The 16,566-nt window shown below is 42.7% G+C and carries 14 protein-coding genes; 9 read left to right on the top strand and 5 right to left on the bottom strand.

What is annotated here, in order from left to right; genetic code table 11:
• Positions 1–9 precede the first annotated feature (9 nt).
• The 4 genes from tyrS (at position 10) to MHI11_RS14980 (ending at position 5,539) form a co-directional block, all read left to right on the top strand.
• Positions 10–1,278, top strand: a complete 1,269-nt coding sequence (gene tyrS, locus MHI11_RS14995) for a tyrosine--tRNA ligase (protein ID WP_340961393.1) — start codon at positions 10–12, stop codon at positions 1,276–1,278.
• Between the two features lie 302 nt (positions 1,279–1,580).
• A complete protein-coding gene (locus tag MHI11_RS14990; protein WP_373861333.1) occupies positions 1,581–2,159 on the top strand; it encodes an esterase/lipase family protein in 579 nt (192 codons plus the stop codon).
• 416 nt (positions 2,160–2,575) lie between these two features.
• On the top strand, positions 2,576–3,139 hold the full coding sequence (locus MHI11_RS14985; protein ID WP_044142216.1) for a cysteine hydrolase family protein: 564 nt from the start codon (positions 2,576–2,578) through the stop codon (positions 3,137–3,139).
• Positions 3,140–3,415: 276 nt separating this feature from the next.
• Positions 3,416–5,539, top strand: coding sequence for a collagen-like protein (locus MHI11_RS14980; protein WP_340961390.1), 2,124 nt, complete (start codon positions 3,416–3,418; stop codon positions 5,537–5,539).
• A gap of 180 nt (positions 5,540–5,719) precedes the next feature.
• Here the strand turns inward: MHI11_RS14980 and rpsD are convergent, their stop codons facing one another.
• Together rpsD and MHI11_RS14970 are read right to left on the bottom strand one after the other, a co-directional pair.
• Positions 5,720–6,322: a 30S ribosomal protein S4 gene (gene rpsD / locus MHI11_RS14975; protein WP_003216816.1), complete on the bottom strand. Its 603-nt coding sequence runs from the start codon at positions 6,320–6,322 to the stop codon at positions 5,720–5,722.
• A gap of 299 nt (positions 6,323–6,621) precedes the next feature.
• The gene (locus tag MHI11_RS14970) at positions 6,622–7,119 is read right to left on the bottom strand and encodes a GAF domain-containing protein (protein ID WP_044139331.1); all 498 of its coding nucleotides are present in this window, start codon (positions 7,117–7,119) and stop codon (positions 6,622–6,624) included.
• Positions 7,120–7,245: 126 nt separating this feature from the next.
• Between MHI11_RS14970 and refZ the strand changes: the two genes are divergently transcribed.
• Positions 7,246–7,911 (top strand): forespore capture DNA-binding protein RefZ, encoded by a 666-nt coding sequence (gene refZ, locus MHI11_RS14965; RefSeq protein WP_340961386.1) that lies wholly within the window; start codon positions 7,246–7,248, stop codon positions 7,909–7,911.
• On the opposite strand, the gene hisJ is transcribed toward refZ, so the two are convergent.
• Entirely contained in the window at positions 7,881–8,696 is an 816-nt protein-coding gene (hisJ, locus tag MHI11_RS14960; RefSeq protein WP_340961384.1) for a histidinol-phosphatase HisJ, read from the bottom strand. The genes refZ and hisJ overlap by 31 nt on opposite strands.
• A gap of 340 nt (positions 8,697–9,036) precedes the next feature.
• Here hisJ and ezrA point away from each other — a divergent pair, with 340 nt between their 5' ends.
• Positions 9,037–10,740: a septation ring formation regulator EzrA gene (gene ezrA, locus MHI11_RS14955; protein WP_044139328.1), complete on the top strand. Its 1,704-nt coding sequence runs from the start codon at positions 9,037–9,039 to the stop codon at positions 10,738–10,740.
• 41 nt (positions 10,741–10,781) lie between these two features.
• On the opposite strand, the gene brnQ (MHI11_RS14950) is transcribed toward ezrA, so the two are convergent.
• Together brnQ (MHI11_RS14950) and brnQ (MHI11_RS14945) are read right to left on the bottom strand one after the other, a co-directional pair.
• Positions 10,782–12,125, bottom strand: a complete 1,344-nt coding sequence (gene brnQ, locus MHI11_RS14950) for a branched-chain amino acid transport system II carrier protein (protein WP_044139327.1) — start codon at positions 12,123–12,125, stop codon at positions 10,782–10,784.
• Positions 12,126–12,333: 208 nt separating this feature from the next.
• Positions 12,334–13,677 (bottom strand): branched-chain amino acid transport system II carrier protein, encoded by a 1,344-nt coding sequence (gene brnQ / locus MHI11_RS14945; RefSeq protein WP_044139326.1) that lies wholly within the window; start codon positions 13,675–13,677, stop codon positions 12,334–12,336.
• Positions 13,678–13,877: 200 nt separating this feature from the next.
• On the opposite strand from brnQ (MHI11_RS14945), the gene MHI11_RS14940 reads away from it, so the two are divergent.
• The 3 genes from MHI11_RS14940 (at position 13,878) to MHI11_RS14930 (ending at position 16,532) form a co-directional block, all read left to right on the top strand.
• The gene (locus tag MHI11_RS14940) at positions 13,878–15,020 is read left to right on the top strand and encodes a cysteine desulfurase family protein (protein WP_044139325.1); all 1,143 of its coding nucleotides are present in this window, start codon (positions 13,878–13,880) and stop codon (positions 15,018–15,020) included.
• Between the two features lie 4 nt (positions 15,021–15,024).
• Positions 15,025–16,230 (top strand): tRNA uracil 4-sulfurtransferase ThiI, encoded by a 1,206-nt coding sequence (gene thiI, locus MHI11_RS14935; RefSeq protein WP_340961377.1) that lies wholly within the window; start codon positions 15,025–15,027, stop codon positions 16,228–16,230.
• 89 nt (positions 16,231–16,319) lie between these two features.
• Positions 16,320–16,532, top strand: a complete 213-nt coding sequence (locus tag MHI11_RS14930) for an alpha/beta-type small acid-soluble spore protein (RefSeq protein WP_003216385.1) — start codon at positions 16,320–16,322, stop codon at positions 16,530–16,532.
• Positions 16,533–16,566 lie beyond the last annotated feature (34 nt).

The following is a 16,566-nucleotide window of genomic DNA, read 5'->3' as shown; positions in this document are numbered from 1 at the left end:
GAATGAAATATGAGTCAATTGATGGAAGAGTTATCGTTCAGAGGATTAATTCAGCAGCAAACAGATGAAGAAGGTTTAACAAAATTATTATCGGAAGAAAAAATCAAGCTTTACTCCGGTTTTGACCCAACAGCGGACAGCTTACACATTGGTCACCTATTGCCAATTTTAACATTACGCAGATTCCAGGAAGCAGGCCATCACCCGATTGCCCTCGTTGGCGGCGCAACTGGACTAATCGGCGACCCTAGCTTCAAAAAAGCAGAACGTTCACTAAACCCAGCAGAAATCGTCGAACAGTGGTCAGATAAAATCAAAGGACAGCTCTCACAATTTCTTGATTTTGAAGCAGGTGAGAACCCAGCCGTTATCGTGAATAACTACGACTGGATCAGCCAAATGAATGTCATCACGTTCCTTCGTGATATTGGAAAAAACTTCGGTGTGAACTTCATGCTGGCAAAAGATATCGTCAGCTCACGGATTGAGACAGGGATTTCGTACACAGAGTTCAGCTACGTCATCCTGCAATCTTTAGACTTCTTAAACCTTTACAGAAATGAAAACTGTAAGCTGCAAATTGGCGGTAGCGACCAGTGGGGAAATATCACATCTGGACTTGAGCTGATCCGTAAGTCTGAAGCAGAAGGGGCAAAAGCATTCGGTTTAACGATGCCGCTCGTCACGAAAGCAGACGGTACGAAATTTGGTAAAACAGAAGGCGGCGCCATCTGGTTAGATAAAGAAAAAACATCTCCATATGAGTTCTACCAATTCTGGATCAACACAGATGACCGTGACGTCGTGAAATACTTAAAATACTTTACGTTCTTATCAAAAGAAGAGATCGCATCGTACGAAGAAAAAGTGCAAACAGCACCTGAAAAACGTGAAGCACAGCGCCGTCTAGCAGAGGAAGTTACGACACTTGTACATGGCCGTGAATCACTAGAACAGGCAGTCAACATCTCAAATGCGCTATTCAAAGGCGAGATTAAATCTCTTTCAGCCGAAGAAGTCAAAGTAGGCTTTAAAGATGTTCCATCAATGAAGAAAAGTAGCACAGAAGAGTTAACACTTGTCGATGTCCTTGTGGAATCAAAGCTGTCACCATCAAAACGTCAAGCACGTGAAGACATCACAAATGGGGCAGTTTCCATTAACGGAGAGAGACAAACCGATAAAGACTATGTCCTTTCAGCTGAAGATAGAATTGAAAACCAATTTACTGTTTTAAGAAGAGGGAAAAAGAAATACTTCCTTGTGAATTACAAATAAGAACGATGTGCAGCCGGCTGCGATAACCGGCTGCTTTTTTTATTCAGAGTTAAGAGTCTATTAGACTGCTAATAGAGACTTAGTCTAGTCTTTTGGCATTGGCGTTTTAGAAAGTCAAAGGTGCTTTTTCAGTAATTATTTTCTATAAAATAAAGCAACAAACAGTGCCTTGTTCACTTTTCTGACATATTTTTCTTGTATAAAATAGAGTCGAATAAGATGAATTAGGGGGAATGAAAGTGATTTGTTTTAAGAAAAAGAGTTTGCAAATTCTTGTTGCCCTTGCCTTAGTGATAGGTTCAATGGCCTTCATCCAGCCGAAAGAAATCAAAGCGGCTGAGCACAATCCGGTTGTGATGGTGCATGGTATGGGAGGAGCGTCTTACAACTTCGCTTCGATTAAAAGTTACTTGGTCACACAAGGCTGGGATCGAAATCAATTATTTGCTATCGATTTCATAGACAAAACAGGAAATAACCGCAACAATGGCCCGCGTCTATCTAGATTCGTCAAAGATGTGCTAGGCAAAACAGGTGCCAAAAAAGTAGATATTGTGGCACATAGTATGGGCGGAGCGAACACGCTATACTATATTAAGAATCTAGACGGCGGTGATAAAATTGAAAACGTCGTCACACTTGGTGGAGCGAATGGACTCGTTTCACTCAGAGCATTACCAGGCACCGATCCAAATCAAAAAATTCTTTATACATCTGTCTATAGCTCAGCCGATATGATTGTTGTCAACAGCCTCTCGCGTTTAATTGGCGCAAGAAATGTCCTGATCCACGGCGTTGGACATATTGGTCTATTAACCTCAAGCCAAGTGAAAGGGTATGTGAAAGAAGGTTTGAATGGTGGAGGACAGAATACGAATTAAAGGAAAAATGAAAAAAGACAGCAGCGAAATGTGCTGTCTTTTTTGATGTTATTAGAGAGATTGTGACGAATAGATCATGAGAGAGGCTTTGATGGAGGAACGTGAAAGCAAAAGCAGGCAGACGATGACGCAAAAGCTAAAGCTATATTTTTTAGGATACTTTCTTTATTTTTCGTGCTCATTTCTCATCATCTATTTCATCTGGATGAATATCGTCAAATCAGTTCAAATAGGAGAGGTGATGTCTAACTGTACCTCGACCATCGCGGTATCTATTACATTCTTGCTAGTGTATGGTTTGTCTTGTTGATTCAAAAACAAGCAAAACATCATGAAGAGAAATAAAAGCATATACAAATGGATCACCATTCCTTACACTACATGTATTGGATAAGAATTTTCGGAGGTGGGCATTTGTGCAGAAAAATCAAAAAGCTTTAATCATTGTGGATGTACAGAAGGCGTTCGAGCATGAAAAATGGGGAGAACGTAATAATCTAGAGGCAGAGAAAAATATAAGCCGTCTATTAACGTTTTGGAGAGAGAAAGGCTGGAAAGTGATTCATATTCAGCATACATCTGATAAGCCATATTCCTTATTTCATCCTACGCACGAAGGTCATCAATTCAAAGACATGGTAGACCCGCTAGATGAAGAAACTGTGATAAAAAAGAAAGTAAATAGCAGCTTTATTGGCACCAATTTAGAGAAACATTTAAGATCGAACCGTATTGACACTGTCGTGATCACAGGTTTGACAACACCTCACTGCGTATCTACAACAACAAGAATGAGCGGCAATCTAGGCTTTGATACGTACCTTATCTCAGATGCAGTTGCCGCCTTTGGACTAACAGATCAAAACGGTACATATTATGATCCCGAAATGATTCATCGGCTATCACTTGCTACATTGCATGATGAATTTGCTACTGTCATGACAACAGAGCAATTGATTAGTGATTTGATGGAAAAATAAAAAATCACACTTGAGATAAACATGGAACAAAAGATCCTCTAGAATTCTAGGGGATTTTTTTTATGATAGATTTTATGGATTTGAACAGTTTCTAGTCATCATGAAAAAAATAGACAAATTTAGCGCAAAATTCAATCAAATTTTCATAAAAGGCTTTTGTCAGAGTCTAGCAAATGATGTTGATTCTACGCTTATCTTTATTCTTTGGATATTTAACTTATCTGCACGTATTTATAGATGTAACATATCTATAATGATAAAGGAGATGAATAACTAATGGGTTGTGATAAGTATAAAAAATGCCCTAAATGTAAACAGAAACTATCAAAATCAAATTGTTGCATCATTTGTGAAACAAAAGTAATTGTAGGACGAAGAGGATTACGGGGATTACGAGGGGTTCGAGGAGCCACAGGAGCGACCGGTCCAACAGGTGCAACAGGCACGGGCACAGGAGCAACGGGAGCCGCAGGAGCAACCGGTCCAACAGGTGCAACAGGAGATACGGGTGCAACAGGAGCCACCGGTCCAACGGGTGCAACAGGAGATACGGGCGCCGCAGGAGCTACAGGAGCAACCGGTCCAACAGGAGATACGGGAGCTACAGGAGCCACCGGTCCAACGGGTGCAACAGGAGCAACGGGTGCCGCAGGAGCAACCGGTCCAACAGGTCCAACAGGTGCAACAGGAGATACGGGAGCTACAGGAGCGACCGGTCCAACGGGTGCAACAGGAGCAACGGGTGCCGCAGGAGCAACCGGTCCAACAGGAGCAACGGGAGATACGGGAGCCACAGGAGCAACCGGTCCAACGGGTGCAACAGGAGCAACGGGTGCCGCAGGAGCGACCGGTCCAACAGGCGCAACAGGAGCAACAGGAGCAACGGGAGATACGGGAGCCACAGGAGCGACCGGTGCAACGGGTGCCGCAGGAGCTACAGGAGCCACAGGTCCAACAGGTGCAACGGGAGATACGGGAGCCACAGGAGCCACAGGAGTGACCGGTGCAACGGGTGCCGCAGGAGCTACAGGAGCCACAGGTCCAACAGGTGCAACGGGAGATACGGGAGCCACAGGAGCGACCGGTGCAACAGGAGCAACGGGTGCCGCAGGAGCCACAGGTCCAACAGGTGTAACAGGAGATACGGGAGCCACAGGAGCAACCGGTCCAACGGGAGCCACAGGAGCAACCGGTCCAACGGGAGCCACAGGAGCAACCGGTCCAACGGGAGCCACAGGAGCGACCGGTGCAACAGGAGATACGGGGGCTACAGGAGCCACCGGTCCAACAGGTGCAACAGGAGATACGGGGGCTACAGGAGCCACCGGTCCAACGGGAGCCACAGGAGCGACCGGTGCAACAGGAGATACGGGAGCAACGGGTGCCGCGGGAGCTACAGGAGCGACCGGTCCAACAGGTGCAACAGGAGATACGGGGGCTACAGGAGCAACAGGAGCAACGGGTGCCGCAGGAGCGACCGGTCCAACGGGTGCAACAGGAGATACGGGAGCCACAGGAGCGACCGGTGCAACAGGAGCAACGGGTGCCGCAGGAGCGACCGGTCCAACAGGTGCAACGGGAGATACGGGAGCCACAGGAGCGACCGGTCCAACAGGTGCAACAGGAGATGCGGGAGCCACAGGAGCAACAGGAGCAACCGGTCCAACAGGTGCAACAGGAGATACGGGAGCCACAGGAGCGACCGGTGCAACAGGAGCAACGGGTGCCACGGGTGCAACAGGAGCGACCGGTGCAACAGGAGATACGGGAGCCACAGGAGCGACCGGTGCAACGGGTGCCGCAGGAGCAACAGGAGCAACCGGTCCAACAGGTGTAACAGGAGATACGGGAGCAACAGGAGTAACCGGTCCAACAGGAGCCACAGGAGATACGGGTGCAACAGGAGCTACAGGAGCAACCGGTCCAACGGGTGCAACAGGAGATACGGGAGCCACAGGAGCGACCGGTGCAACAGGAGCCACAGGAGCAGGGCTAGCTGAATTTGCATATGTATACAATCTAAGTGCTGAAACAGTAGCTTTAGAGGCCCCGGTGATTTTTGACTCAACTGGAATTATTACTTCTGGTATTACACATGCCCCTGGAACTTCTCAAATTATAGTCACCAATCCAGGAAACTACGAGGTCACTTTTTCAGTTTCTGGCGTAGAGCCAAATCAATTTACCCTATTTGTAAATGGAGGTCCTGTGACGAACACAGTTTATGGGTCAGGAGCTGGTACTCAACAGAATAACGGTCAGGCAATCCTCGCTCTAGCAGCGGGTGACACGCTTACTCTTGTAAACCATACTTCCGCAGCCGCAGTTACTCTTCAAACCCTAGCAGGAGGGACTCAAACAAACGTGAATGCTTCTATTATTATTAAAAAATTAGACTAACTTCAATGTGTAGAAATGCTTTTAGAAGTTTTGTCTGGTGCTCGTCTTGTGTATAGTCTGTTTTCTATATATGTTTTAAATTCATTTGTTCATAGGAGAATGCAAACAAAAAACCCTAGACCACCTTGAACAATCAAGGGATCTAGGGTTTGTTTGACCTCTCTTTGGAGAGTCATGAAATTAACGAGAGTAGAACTCAACGATTAGTTGTTCGCTGATTTCAGGCGCTAATTCAGAACGCTCTGGAAGACGAGTGAAAGTTCCTTCAAGCTTTTCAGCATCGAAAGTAAGGTATTCAGGAACGAAGCTGTTAACTTCAACTGATTCTTTCACAACTGCAAGGTTTTGAGATTTCTCACGAAGAGCAATCGTTTGACCTGGTTTCACAGAGAAAGATGGGATGTCTACACGGCTTCCATCAACAAGGATGTGACCATGGTTGACTAGCTGACGAGCTTGGCGGCGAGTACGAGCAAGGCCAAGACGGTATACTAGGTTGTCAAGGCGAGTTTCAAGAAGGATCATGAAGTTTTCACCTTGTTTACCAGGAAGTTTATCAGCTTTGTCAAATAGTGTACGGAATTGACGTTCGTTGACACCGTACATGTGACGAAGCTTTTGCTTCTCTTGTAATTGTAAACCGTATTCAGATAGTTTTTTGCGTTGTCCTGGACCATGTGGGCCTGGAGCGTAAGGGCGTTTTTCAAGTTCCTTACCTGTTCCGCTTAATGAAATGCCTAAACGGCGGGAAATCTTCCAACTTGGACCTGTATAGCGAGCCATAATGTGACTCCTCCTTATTTGTTTTTATTTGTGAAAAATAAAAACCGTCTGTTCTTTGTCTTTTCCGTCATTATGTTTTCATGCATCCTCGCTCCAGCAGCAGGGAGTTACAAGATGCACCTTCATATAGAAGGAACAAAATGATACAAAAAAGCCGAACAAAAAGGCTGCCATATTTCACACAAATTCTATTATATGACGCTGGATAGGAGAAGTCAACCTATTTAAAGGGCAATGGCGATGCTTTGCGTCTGAGAAGAAAACAAAAAAGCAGACAATATGCCTGCTTTTTTGTAAGGTTACGCATTTGTAGAGGCGGATAATGCCTTTTGGAGTACCTCGGTAAATTGAATTAAGTAGGTTTCATCTACTTCACTGAAACGGTCTTTCACGGGACTGTCAATGTCGAGCACCCCAATGATCTCTCCATTTACCTTGAGCGGAACGACAATTTCAGATTGTGATGCTGCATCACATGCAATATGTCCAGGGAATGCGTGCACATCAGCGATACGCTGGACTTCACCTGTTGCAAATGCAGTACCGCAAACGCCTTTTCCAGATGGGATACGCACACATGCAGGCAGTCCGTTAAACGGTCCGAGCACAAGCTCGCCGCCTTTAGCCAAATAAAATCCTGCCCAATTGACCTCTGGGAGTGAATGATACAATATCGCCGCCGCATTTGCTAGGTTGGCAATTAGATCAGGCTCGCCATCTGTAATGGCTTCGACCTGTTTAACGAGCAATTGATAGTCTTTTGATGGATCGCCAGACTGTTTTTCGACATGAAACATGAAAATCTCCTACTTTCTATCTCAAAAATACATAACTTGCGTTTCGCATGTGGGATTTGTCGAGCAAATATAAAAGGAACTTCCGCCTTCATCTTGAAGTATGTACACATGAAGAGGGGTGAGCGGATGAAAGCATCAACAACCGTGGAAACAAAAGATCGTATTATTGAAGCTGCCATCAGACTTTTTAACCAAAAAGGATTTTCTGGAACCTCTGTCCGTGAGATTGCGAAGGAAGCAAACGTCAACGTTGCCCACATTTCTTATTACTTTCAAGGAAAAGGAGGGCTGCTTGAGCAGCTCGTATCCGATTTTTATGAAGGCTATATTCACATGATTGAATCACATATCCATCACATGGAAACTCGTCATGCAAAAGAATGCTTACTACATGTGGTTTTTGATATTTTATCTTATCAGCACAAGCACCGTCAATTAACCCGTTTCGTTTATCGAGAGGTGACGATTGATTCGACGCTCATTAGAGAAATTATGTCGACCTATTTAACGAAAGAAAAATATTTGTTTCAGCTCATCATTGAAAAAGGAAAAAACACCCATGTGATTTGTGAGCAGCTCTCCATCTCATCTTTTATGATTCAGCTGAAATCACTACTCATGATGCCCTATTTACAGCCGCAATATTTAACGGAGGTGCTTTATTTAAATCCAAATGAGCCTTATTTCTATCAAATGTATTTTAAGGAACTGAGCCGCTCGCTTCATCATTTACTAGAACCAAAAAAGCCGGCATTAGATTCTCATTTAAAACTCATGATGTCTTCGAATTGATCATAAGCATATCCGAGATCTTCCGCTTGATGGGCATCAGACCCAAAAATGAGCGGAATTTTTTTCTGTTTTGCAAGATCAATCATCCATTGATCTAAATAGATACTTCTGGCATATGTTTTACGAAGACCTGATGTATTAAAATCTAAGGACATGCCTTTTTTTTCCGTTTCTTCAAGACAAAGGGTGACCTTTTGACAAAGTGCAGGTGTCATCTCAAATGGGAAAAGCTGTTTGAATTTCTGCACAAGGGTGATATGACCGATTCTATTTGGCTTATAGCGACCTAAAGATGATAGAATAGAAGAATGAATTTGGTCATAGTAGCTTTGATAGACCTGTTCGATGCTGCCATAGAGGCTTATTAGCTGCTGGAAGGCATGCTCGTCAAAATCAAGGCAAATATAATCATCGCCAGCAGGAAGAAAGTGAACAGATAAAATGCTATCGTCTAATTCTGGACCATAGCAGTCTAAAAAGGCACTTGTTTCCTCTTCATACTCTTTGATATAGTCAACCTCAAGCCCAGTTTTTACTATTAATTGGCCTTTATATTCCTGTTTCAACTGATCCAATTTCGTTATATACGATTCAAGTTCTTGGAGGTTCATGGCACTATCCTGCTCTGGTGTTGGATCATGGAACGATGGAGGCAGAGGGGCATGCTCGGTAAAGGTTATGGAATCAAATCCCTTTTTGATGGCTTTTTCAATATAAGAATGAAATGAATCAAGCGAGCCGTGCGGGCAAAACGGTGTATGTAGATGTGCATCTTGCTTCAGCATGTCGTCACCTCTTGTCGATATTTTGAAAAACGTCATGTTTATCAGTGAAAATAATGAAAAATCATGACCAAAAATGCTGGTTACATGGTATCATAATAACAATGAAAACGACAGCTTCCGCATACATAAAAGCAGGTCACATGGAGACGTGTGATCAAATGATAGAAAGCACTCAAATACTTTCTTGAAAAACATACATACAACCGTGAATGGATGGTATTGGAAAACATACGATCCTGTTTATAAAAAAACAAATGCAAAGCGGACACGAAAGGGTTCTCAGGTCTACTCGGGACACTTTTACCCTGACATCACTTAGATCACAACAAGGGGGCTCATTATGGAGTTTATCATCGGTTTAATTGTCATTTTGCTTGCTTTGTTTTCAGTCGGTTATTTCCTCAGAAAAAATATATATAAAGAGATTGACCGATTGGAAGCATGGAAAATTGAAATTTTGAACAGATCAATTGTAGAAGAAATTTCAAAAATCAAACACTTAAAAATGACCGGAGAAACAGAGCAATTTTTTGAAAGATGGCGTGCAGAGTGGGACGATATCGTCACAGCCCATCTTCCAAAGGTAGAGGAGCTATTATATGACGCAGAAGAGTATTCTGATAAATATCGATTCTCCAAAGCCAAGCAGGTTCTAACGCATATTGAGGACTTGCTGAGTGCTGCTGATTCGAACATTGAAGACATTTTAAAAGAAATTGCAGACCTTGTCACAAGCGAGGAGCAAAATCGCAAGGACATTGAAAAGGTCAAAGAGCAATATCAAACGGTTCGAAAAAATCTGCTTGCGTACAGCCATTTATATGGCACCCTTTATGACAAAATGGAGCAGGACTTAGATGAGGCCTGGGAAGGGATCAAGCAGTACGAGGAAGAAACAGAAAACGGAAACTACATGAAAGCAAGAAAGATTTTGCTTGAGCAAGACCGCAGACTCGACCAGCTTCAACTATATATCAATGATGTACCAAAGCTTATTGCAGACTGCAAACAAACCGTACCAGGTCAGCTGACGAAGCTGAAAGACGGATATCAAGAAATGTCAGAAAAAGGCTACAAGCTGGAGCACATTCAGATCACGAAAGAGCTGGAGACTTTAAACAAACAGCTTGCGAGGGCGGAAAAATTGCTCATTGATGAACTCAATTTAGAAGAGGCATCAAGCATTCTGCAAATGATTGATGATGCGATTGAGACGCTGTATGATCAGCTGGAGGCGGAAGTAGAAGCAGGTCAGGAAATCAAAAGCAGAATGCCTGAGCTCACAGAAGCATTCGAAAAGCTCGAGCAAGATCACACACAAACAAAGGCAGAAACGGCTCTTGTGAAAGAAAGCTACAAGCTGACAGCAGGAGAACTCGATCAACAGAAAGCATTTGAAAAACGTTTAGAAGAAATTGAAAAGCTGATGAAACAAATCCGTGAGAAGCTTGATCGTGATCACGTGGCATATTCATTATTAATGGATGAAATCAATCAGCTGGAGACCTTTATCGAAGATGCAAAAGCATTGCATGACACATTTAAAGGTCATCTCCAATCGTTAAGAAAAGAAGAATTACAAGCGAGAGAAACACTGGCTGAGCTCAAAACCATGCTGACAGATACAGTACGCCAGCTGCATAAAAGCAATATTCCAGGTGTACCTGCTGAGATGAAAGAGCGGGCTGAAAAAGCGCAGGAGATGATTCATCAAGTGCATGAGCAGCTGGAAAACCTGCCGCTCAACATGCCGGCAGTAAATCAGCAATTAAAAGATGCCTCTGACACAGTCAGAAATGTTGTGGATGAGACAGAAGAAATGCTTGGTAAAGTGGATCAAATTGAACGAATCATTCAATACGGCAATCGTTTTAGAAGTCAAAACCATATTCTTTCAGAACAATTAAAAGAGGCTGAACGAAGATTTTACGCCTATGATTACAACGGATCATTTGATATAGCAGCAGCGGCTGTTGAAAAAGCATCACCCGGAGCTGTTCAAAAGCTGTTAGCTCAGCAAGAAAAAGAGTATCAGCATCAATAAAAAAGCTGAAGTCCCATCAATGGACTTCAGCTTTTTTTATATTATGACGCTTGTTTTTGACGCTCTTCTGAAGCAGAAGAAGTGAAAAGAGAGATTACAAATCCGATCACGATCCCAAGTATTGCAGGGACAATCCAGCCTATGCCAAGGTCATATAAAGGTAGTATTGATTGGAAGACGTCTTTTATTGGATCGATTGGAAGTTTCGCAGCTGCTAAGCCGTCAAATAAGCTGACGCAGCCTGTTAAAATTAAAGAGAGAGCATATACAGGTCTTCTATGTCCAAGCCACTTATCAGCAAGTGACAAAACAATGATCACAATCGCTAGCGGATAAATCGCAGTTAAAACTGGTACAGAGAAAGCGATAATATGAGCAAGTCCAAAATTCGAAATGATAAAACTGAATAATGTCACGAGTGTAACGACCATTTTATACGAAAGCTTAGGTAGTAACTTCGAGAAATACTCTCCGCATGATGTAACGAGGCCGATACTTGTTGTTAAACAAGCAACCGTAATCGCAGCACCCAACACAATATTTCCTAAACTGCCAAATAGGAATTGAGAAGACTGAGCCAAGATTTTACTGCCATCTCCAACAAAACCAATGGCGTGTGTACTTGAAGCGCCTAAATAAGCAAGAGATAGATAAACAAATGTTAATCCGCAAGCTGCAATCAGACCCGCTTTGATACAAGCAGATGTCAGTGCCTTTTTACTTGTCACACCGCGTCCTTTAATGGCGTTGATGACAACAACCCCAAACACAATAGAAGCAAGAGCATCCATTGTTTTATAGCCCTCTAAAAATCCTTTGAAAAATGACCCGTTGCTATAGGATACATCAGGTGTGCCAATGACGCCCATCGGCGTTAAAATGGCTTTGACAATAATAAGAAGAATAATCGTAAATTTAATCGGTGTTAACACTTTCCCTACACGATCCACAATCTTCGTTGGATTTAGAGCAAGATAATACGTAATACCAAAAAAGACAAGTGTGAATATAAGAAGGGAGAGCCAAGCTGGTACACCTGCTAAAAAGGGTAATGCACCAATTTCATATGAAACCGTTCCTGTACGAGGAATAGCGAAAAGTGGCCCAATAGATAAATATAAAATGACGGTAAACGCTGTTCCAAAAGCTGGGTGAGCTTTATCAGCTAATCCTTTCGCATCTCGACCTGTCAAAGCGATTGCAATAATCCCTAGAAGAGGTAAACCGACACCTGTTAATAAAAACCCGCCCATTGCTTTCCATACATTTGTGCCAGCATATTGCCCAAGTTCTGGTGGATAAATCATATTTCCGGCGCCGAAGAATAGAGCAAATAACATAAAACCGATAATAACTGTATCTTTCGTCGACAATGTTGCCTTCATTGAATATAAAGCCTCCAATATTATGTTGAAATATTCTGTTAATTGGTTGCTAAAACCGTTCTTCATTAACATTCACTAATTATAAAGGATGTGCGTCTGATGTCAACATGTGTTTTCGTACAAAAGTCATGAATTTTTCTATTTTAGTATATGGAGGACAATAAAAAAACATCCCCTTCATCTTTGGAAGGGGATGTTTGAAGCATGATTATGATGCGAGCTGTTTAGGCGGGCTAGTAAACATAGAGATGAGTACGCCAATACCTGCGCCGATAATTGCTGGTACGACCCATCCAATGCCTAAATCGTAAAATGGAATGAATGCGTCTAAGAAGGCAGGCAAACCACCGAGATTGAATTTGGCAGCCAGTAAGCCATCAATAATGGCAAAAAATCCAGTGAAAATCAGGGGTACTGCATAAATCACTCGTCTACCGTTAATCCAGCGGTCAAGGAATGACAATAAAATAATGACAATTGCCAGTGGATATATCGCTACGAGTACAGGGACCGATAGAGAGATGATTTGTGCCAGTCCAAGGTTTGCAACCAATGTGCTAAATAAAGAAACAATGAGTACGACTGTGCGATAAGAAAGTGCTGGGAAAAGCTTTGAAAAATATTCGCCGCATGATGAGACAAGCCCAACACTTGTTGTGAGACAAGCAAATAAAATGGCTACACCAAGGACAATGTTACCAGCAGAACCAAATAAAAAGTTTGCTGATAGTGAAAGCAGTTTGCCGCCTTCATTTGCCCCAACCATTCCGGTTGTATCAGGACTTGAAGCACCAACATAAGCAAGCGAGATATACACTAGTGCTAGTCCAGCTGCTGCAACAAGGCCAGCTTTTATACAGGCCGCCGCAAGAGATTTGCGCTCTGTGATGCCTCTTTCTTTAACAGCTGTCACAACAACGATTCCAAATACGAGAGAAGCGAGAGCATCCATTGTTTTATAGCCCTCTAAAAACCCAGTGAAGAGAGGGTTTGCTTTATAAGTCGCATCAGGCGCACCGATTATTCCCATCGGTGTAGCTATGGCTTTAAATACAATAATTGCAATGACCGTTAATAAGATAGGTGTCAACACTTTGCCGATTCGATCAACAAGCTTTGAAGGGTTCAAAGCGAGCAGATACGTAATCGTGAAAAACACAAGGGTGAATAAGAAAAGCGGTACCCATGAAGAGGTTTGTGTTTCAGACAGAAACGGTGCTAATCCAATCTCGTAAGAAACCGTACCAGTTCGCGGGATAGCAAAAAATGGTCCTATGGATAAATACAGAATGACAGTGAAAATGGTTCCAAATATAGGATGGGCTTTATCCGCAAGGCCTTTTGCACCAGTACCTGTAAGGGCGATAGCAATAACTCCTAGAAGCGGAAGACCAACTCCTGTGAGTAAAAATCCACCGATAGCAAGCCAAACATTCTCACCTGCATATTGTCCAAGGACAGGCGGGAAAATCATATTTCCTGCGCCAAAGAATAATGCAAAAAGCATTAAACCAATGGCTAATGTCTCTTTTATACTTAAACTATTTTTCAAAATAGTTCCTCCTTATCCAATGTAATGTGCTAAATTTAAATATTCTGACAATTTAGGTGTTTATGTGCCAATTGCACTATGCATGATATAGTGAAAATGAAAAGTTGTCAACTGCCATTTTCAGAAAATTCTCTGTCTGACTTCATTATGGTAACATATAAATGCATTTATTTTTAAAGCTTTTTGTAAGGAGTCCAAGTATGATTTATCTCGATAATAGTGCAACAACAAAACCGTACTCTGAGGTTTTACAAGTATATCAGCAAGTGAGTGAACGTTTTTTTGGGAATCCGTCTTCGCTACATCAGCTCGGAATTGATGCGAGCCGCTTGCTAAGTGAAACGAGAAAACAAATCCTTCACTATACAGGTTTGAAACAATATGAGGTTATTTTTACTTCTGGTGCAACAGAAGCAAATAACATCGCCATTAAAGGAGCAGCTCTCGCCAAAATGAATCGGGGGAAACATATTGTGACAACAGCAATTGAACACCCCTCTGTCATCGAATCGTTTAAACAACTGAAGGCTTTATTTGGTTTTGACATCTCCTATATTCAAGTAAATGAGCATGGCCATGCAGATATGAACCATTTAAAAGAAGTGCTTCGCCCTGATACAGTGCTTGTCAGCATGATGCACGTCAATAACGAAACGGGTGCCATCCAGCCGATTGAAGAAGCTGCTGGCATGATTCGTGAGCATGCTGAAAATGCCCTATTTCATGTCGACGGGGTGCAGGGAATGTGCAGAGTAGCACTTGATAAACAACTGGATGTGGATCTTTTGACGATATCTGGCCATAAAATTCATGGCTTAAAAGGCACAGGAGCGCTCTTTTTAAAGAAAGGTGTAGTGCTCGCACCTTTTATCACAGGAGGAGAGCAGGAATTAGGCCTACGTTCAGGTACCGAAAACCCTGCTGGTGCTGTCAGCTTAGCAAAAGCCATGAAACATTCATTCGAACTGCTGAAAATACATCATGATGAAATGCTAAACTTAAAAACGCAGCTGCAAAAGCAGCTTGGAGAAATAGAAGGTATTGTCATCAGCACACCGCTGACGCAAAGTGCGCCGCATATTGTGAATTTTTCAGTGCCAGGTATTCAAATCGAGGTCCTTCTTCATATGCTTGAAAAAGAAGGCATGTATGTTTCGACAACCTCTGCCTGCTCAGCCAAGAAAAAGGAGCCAAGCCATGTTCTCCTAGCGATGGGGAAACCGGAAGAAGTGGCAAAAAGCAGTATGAGAATCAGTTTGACGTATGGACAAGGACCAGAACTAGCGCCGCAAATCATCACATCGATCGCACAAAGTGTGAAAAAATTAAAAGGAATGAGATAACAGCATGAAATATGATCATATTTTAGTCCGTTTTGGTGAAATTTCAACAAAAGGAAAAAATAGAAAGAAATTTATTGAAAAACTAAGGCAGCATATCCGGTTTGTATTAAAAGACTTTGAAGCATTAAAGTATGCATCTGACAGAGACCGCATCACGATCATGCTGAACGGTGAAGACCCTGAACCGATTTCAGAACAGCTTAAAGGTGTATTTGGCATTCAGAGCTTTAGTCTGGCGGTGAAATGTGAGACAAATCTCGATGCCATCAAAGAAGCGGCACTAACAGCGGTACAGGAAGTATATGAACAAGGAAATACATTTAAGGTCTCAACGAAACGCTCTTATAAGCAATTTGAACTTGATTCAAATGAAATGAACCGGGAAATTGGCGGACATGTGCTGAAGAATACGGAAAAATTAACGGTCAATGTCAAACAGCCCGATGTACATTTGCGCATTGAAATAAGAGAACATGCGACATACATTACATTTAAAGATGTCAAGGGTGCAGGCGGACTGCCAGTGGGTTCAAGCGGAAGAGCGATGCTCATGCTTTCAGGCGGCTTTGACAGCCCAGTTGCCGGCTATCAGGCCATGAAACGCGGAATTCAAATTGAAGCTGTACATTTCTTTAGTCCCCCATATACAAGTGAACGTGCCAAGCAAAAGGTCATTGATCTTGCAGAATGTTTAGCGGCATATGGAGGCGAAGTGAAGCTTCACATCGTACCTTTCACAAAAATTCAAGAGCTGATTCACAAACAAGTACCTGAAAACTACACGATGACATCAACAAGAAGAATGATGCTGAAAATCGCAGATAAAATAAGAGAGAAGCGTGATGCTCTTGCGATTATTACCGGTGAAAGCCTTGGACAAGTCGCAAGTCAGACACTTGAAAGCATGTATGCCATTAATCATGTAACCAATACACCAATCATTCGCCCGCTTATTGCGGTTGATAAGAATGACATTATTGATGAAGCGAGACGAATTGGCACATACGATACAAGTATTCAACCTTTCGAGGATTGCTGTACGATCTTTACGCCGCCGTCTCCTAAAACAAAACCAAAGCTTGAGAAAGTAGAACGCTACGAAAGCTTTGCTGATTTCGAGCCAATGCTTGATGAGGCAGTGGATCAAATCGAAACGATTATCGTCAAAAATGAGAAGAAAGCGGCTGACGAATTCGCTGATTTATTCTAAAATAAAAATTTCATAATAATTACCATAAAATCAATCGCATGAAGTCATGTGTTTCTACACATTCTATATTCACAAGGAGGTGAGAACACATGGCTCAACAAAACAGACAAAGCAGTTCTAACCAATTAGTCGTTCCAGGCGCTGCACAAGCGATCGACCAAATGAAGTATGAAATCGCTTCAGAATTTGGTGTAAACCTTGGACCAGAAACAACAGCTCGCGCTAACGGATCAGTTGGTGGAGAAATCACTAAACGTCTTGTATCTTACGCTCAACAACATATGGGTGGCGGATCTTTCTAAGACACACAATTGAAAAGCTATGGCTTATGAGCGG

The sequence above is a fragment of the Bacillus sp. FSL K6-3312 genome, from assembly GCF_038007485.1.
Classification (GTDB): domain Bacteria; phylum Bacillota; class Bacilli; order Bacillales; family Bacillaceae; genus Bacillus; species Bacillus pumilus.
Note: the sequence above shows the minus strand (reverse complement) of the source record. Positions and strands in the feature narration are given on the sequence as shown.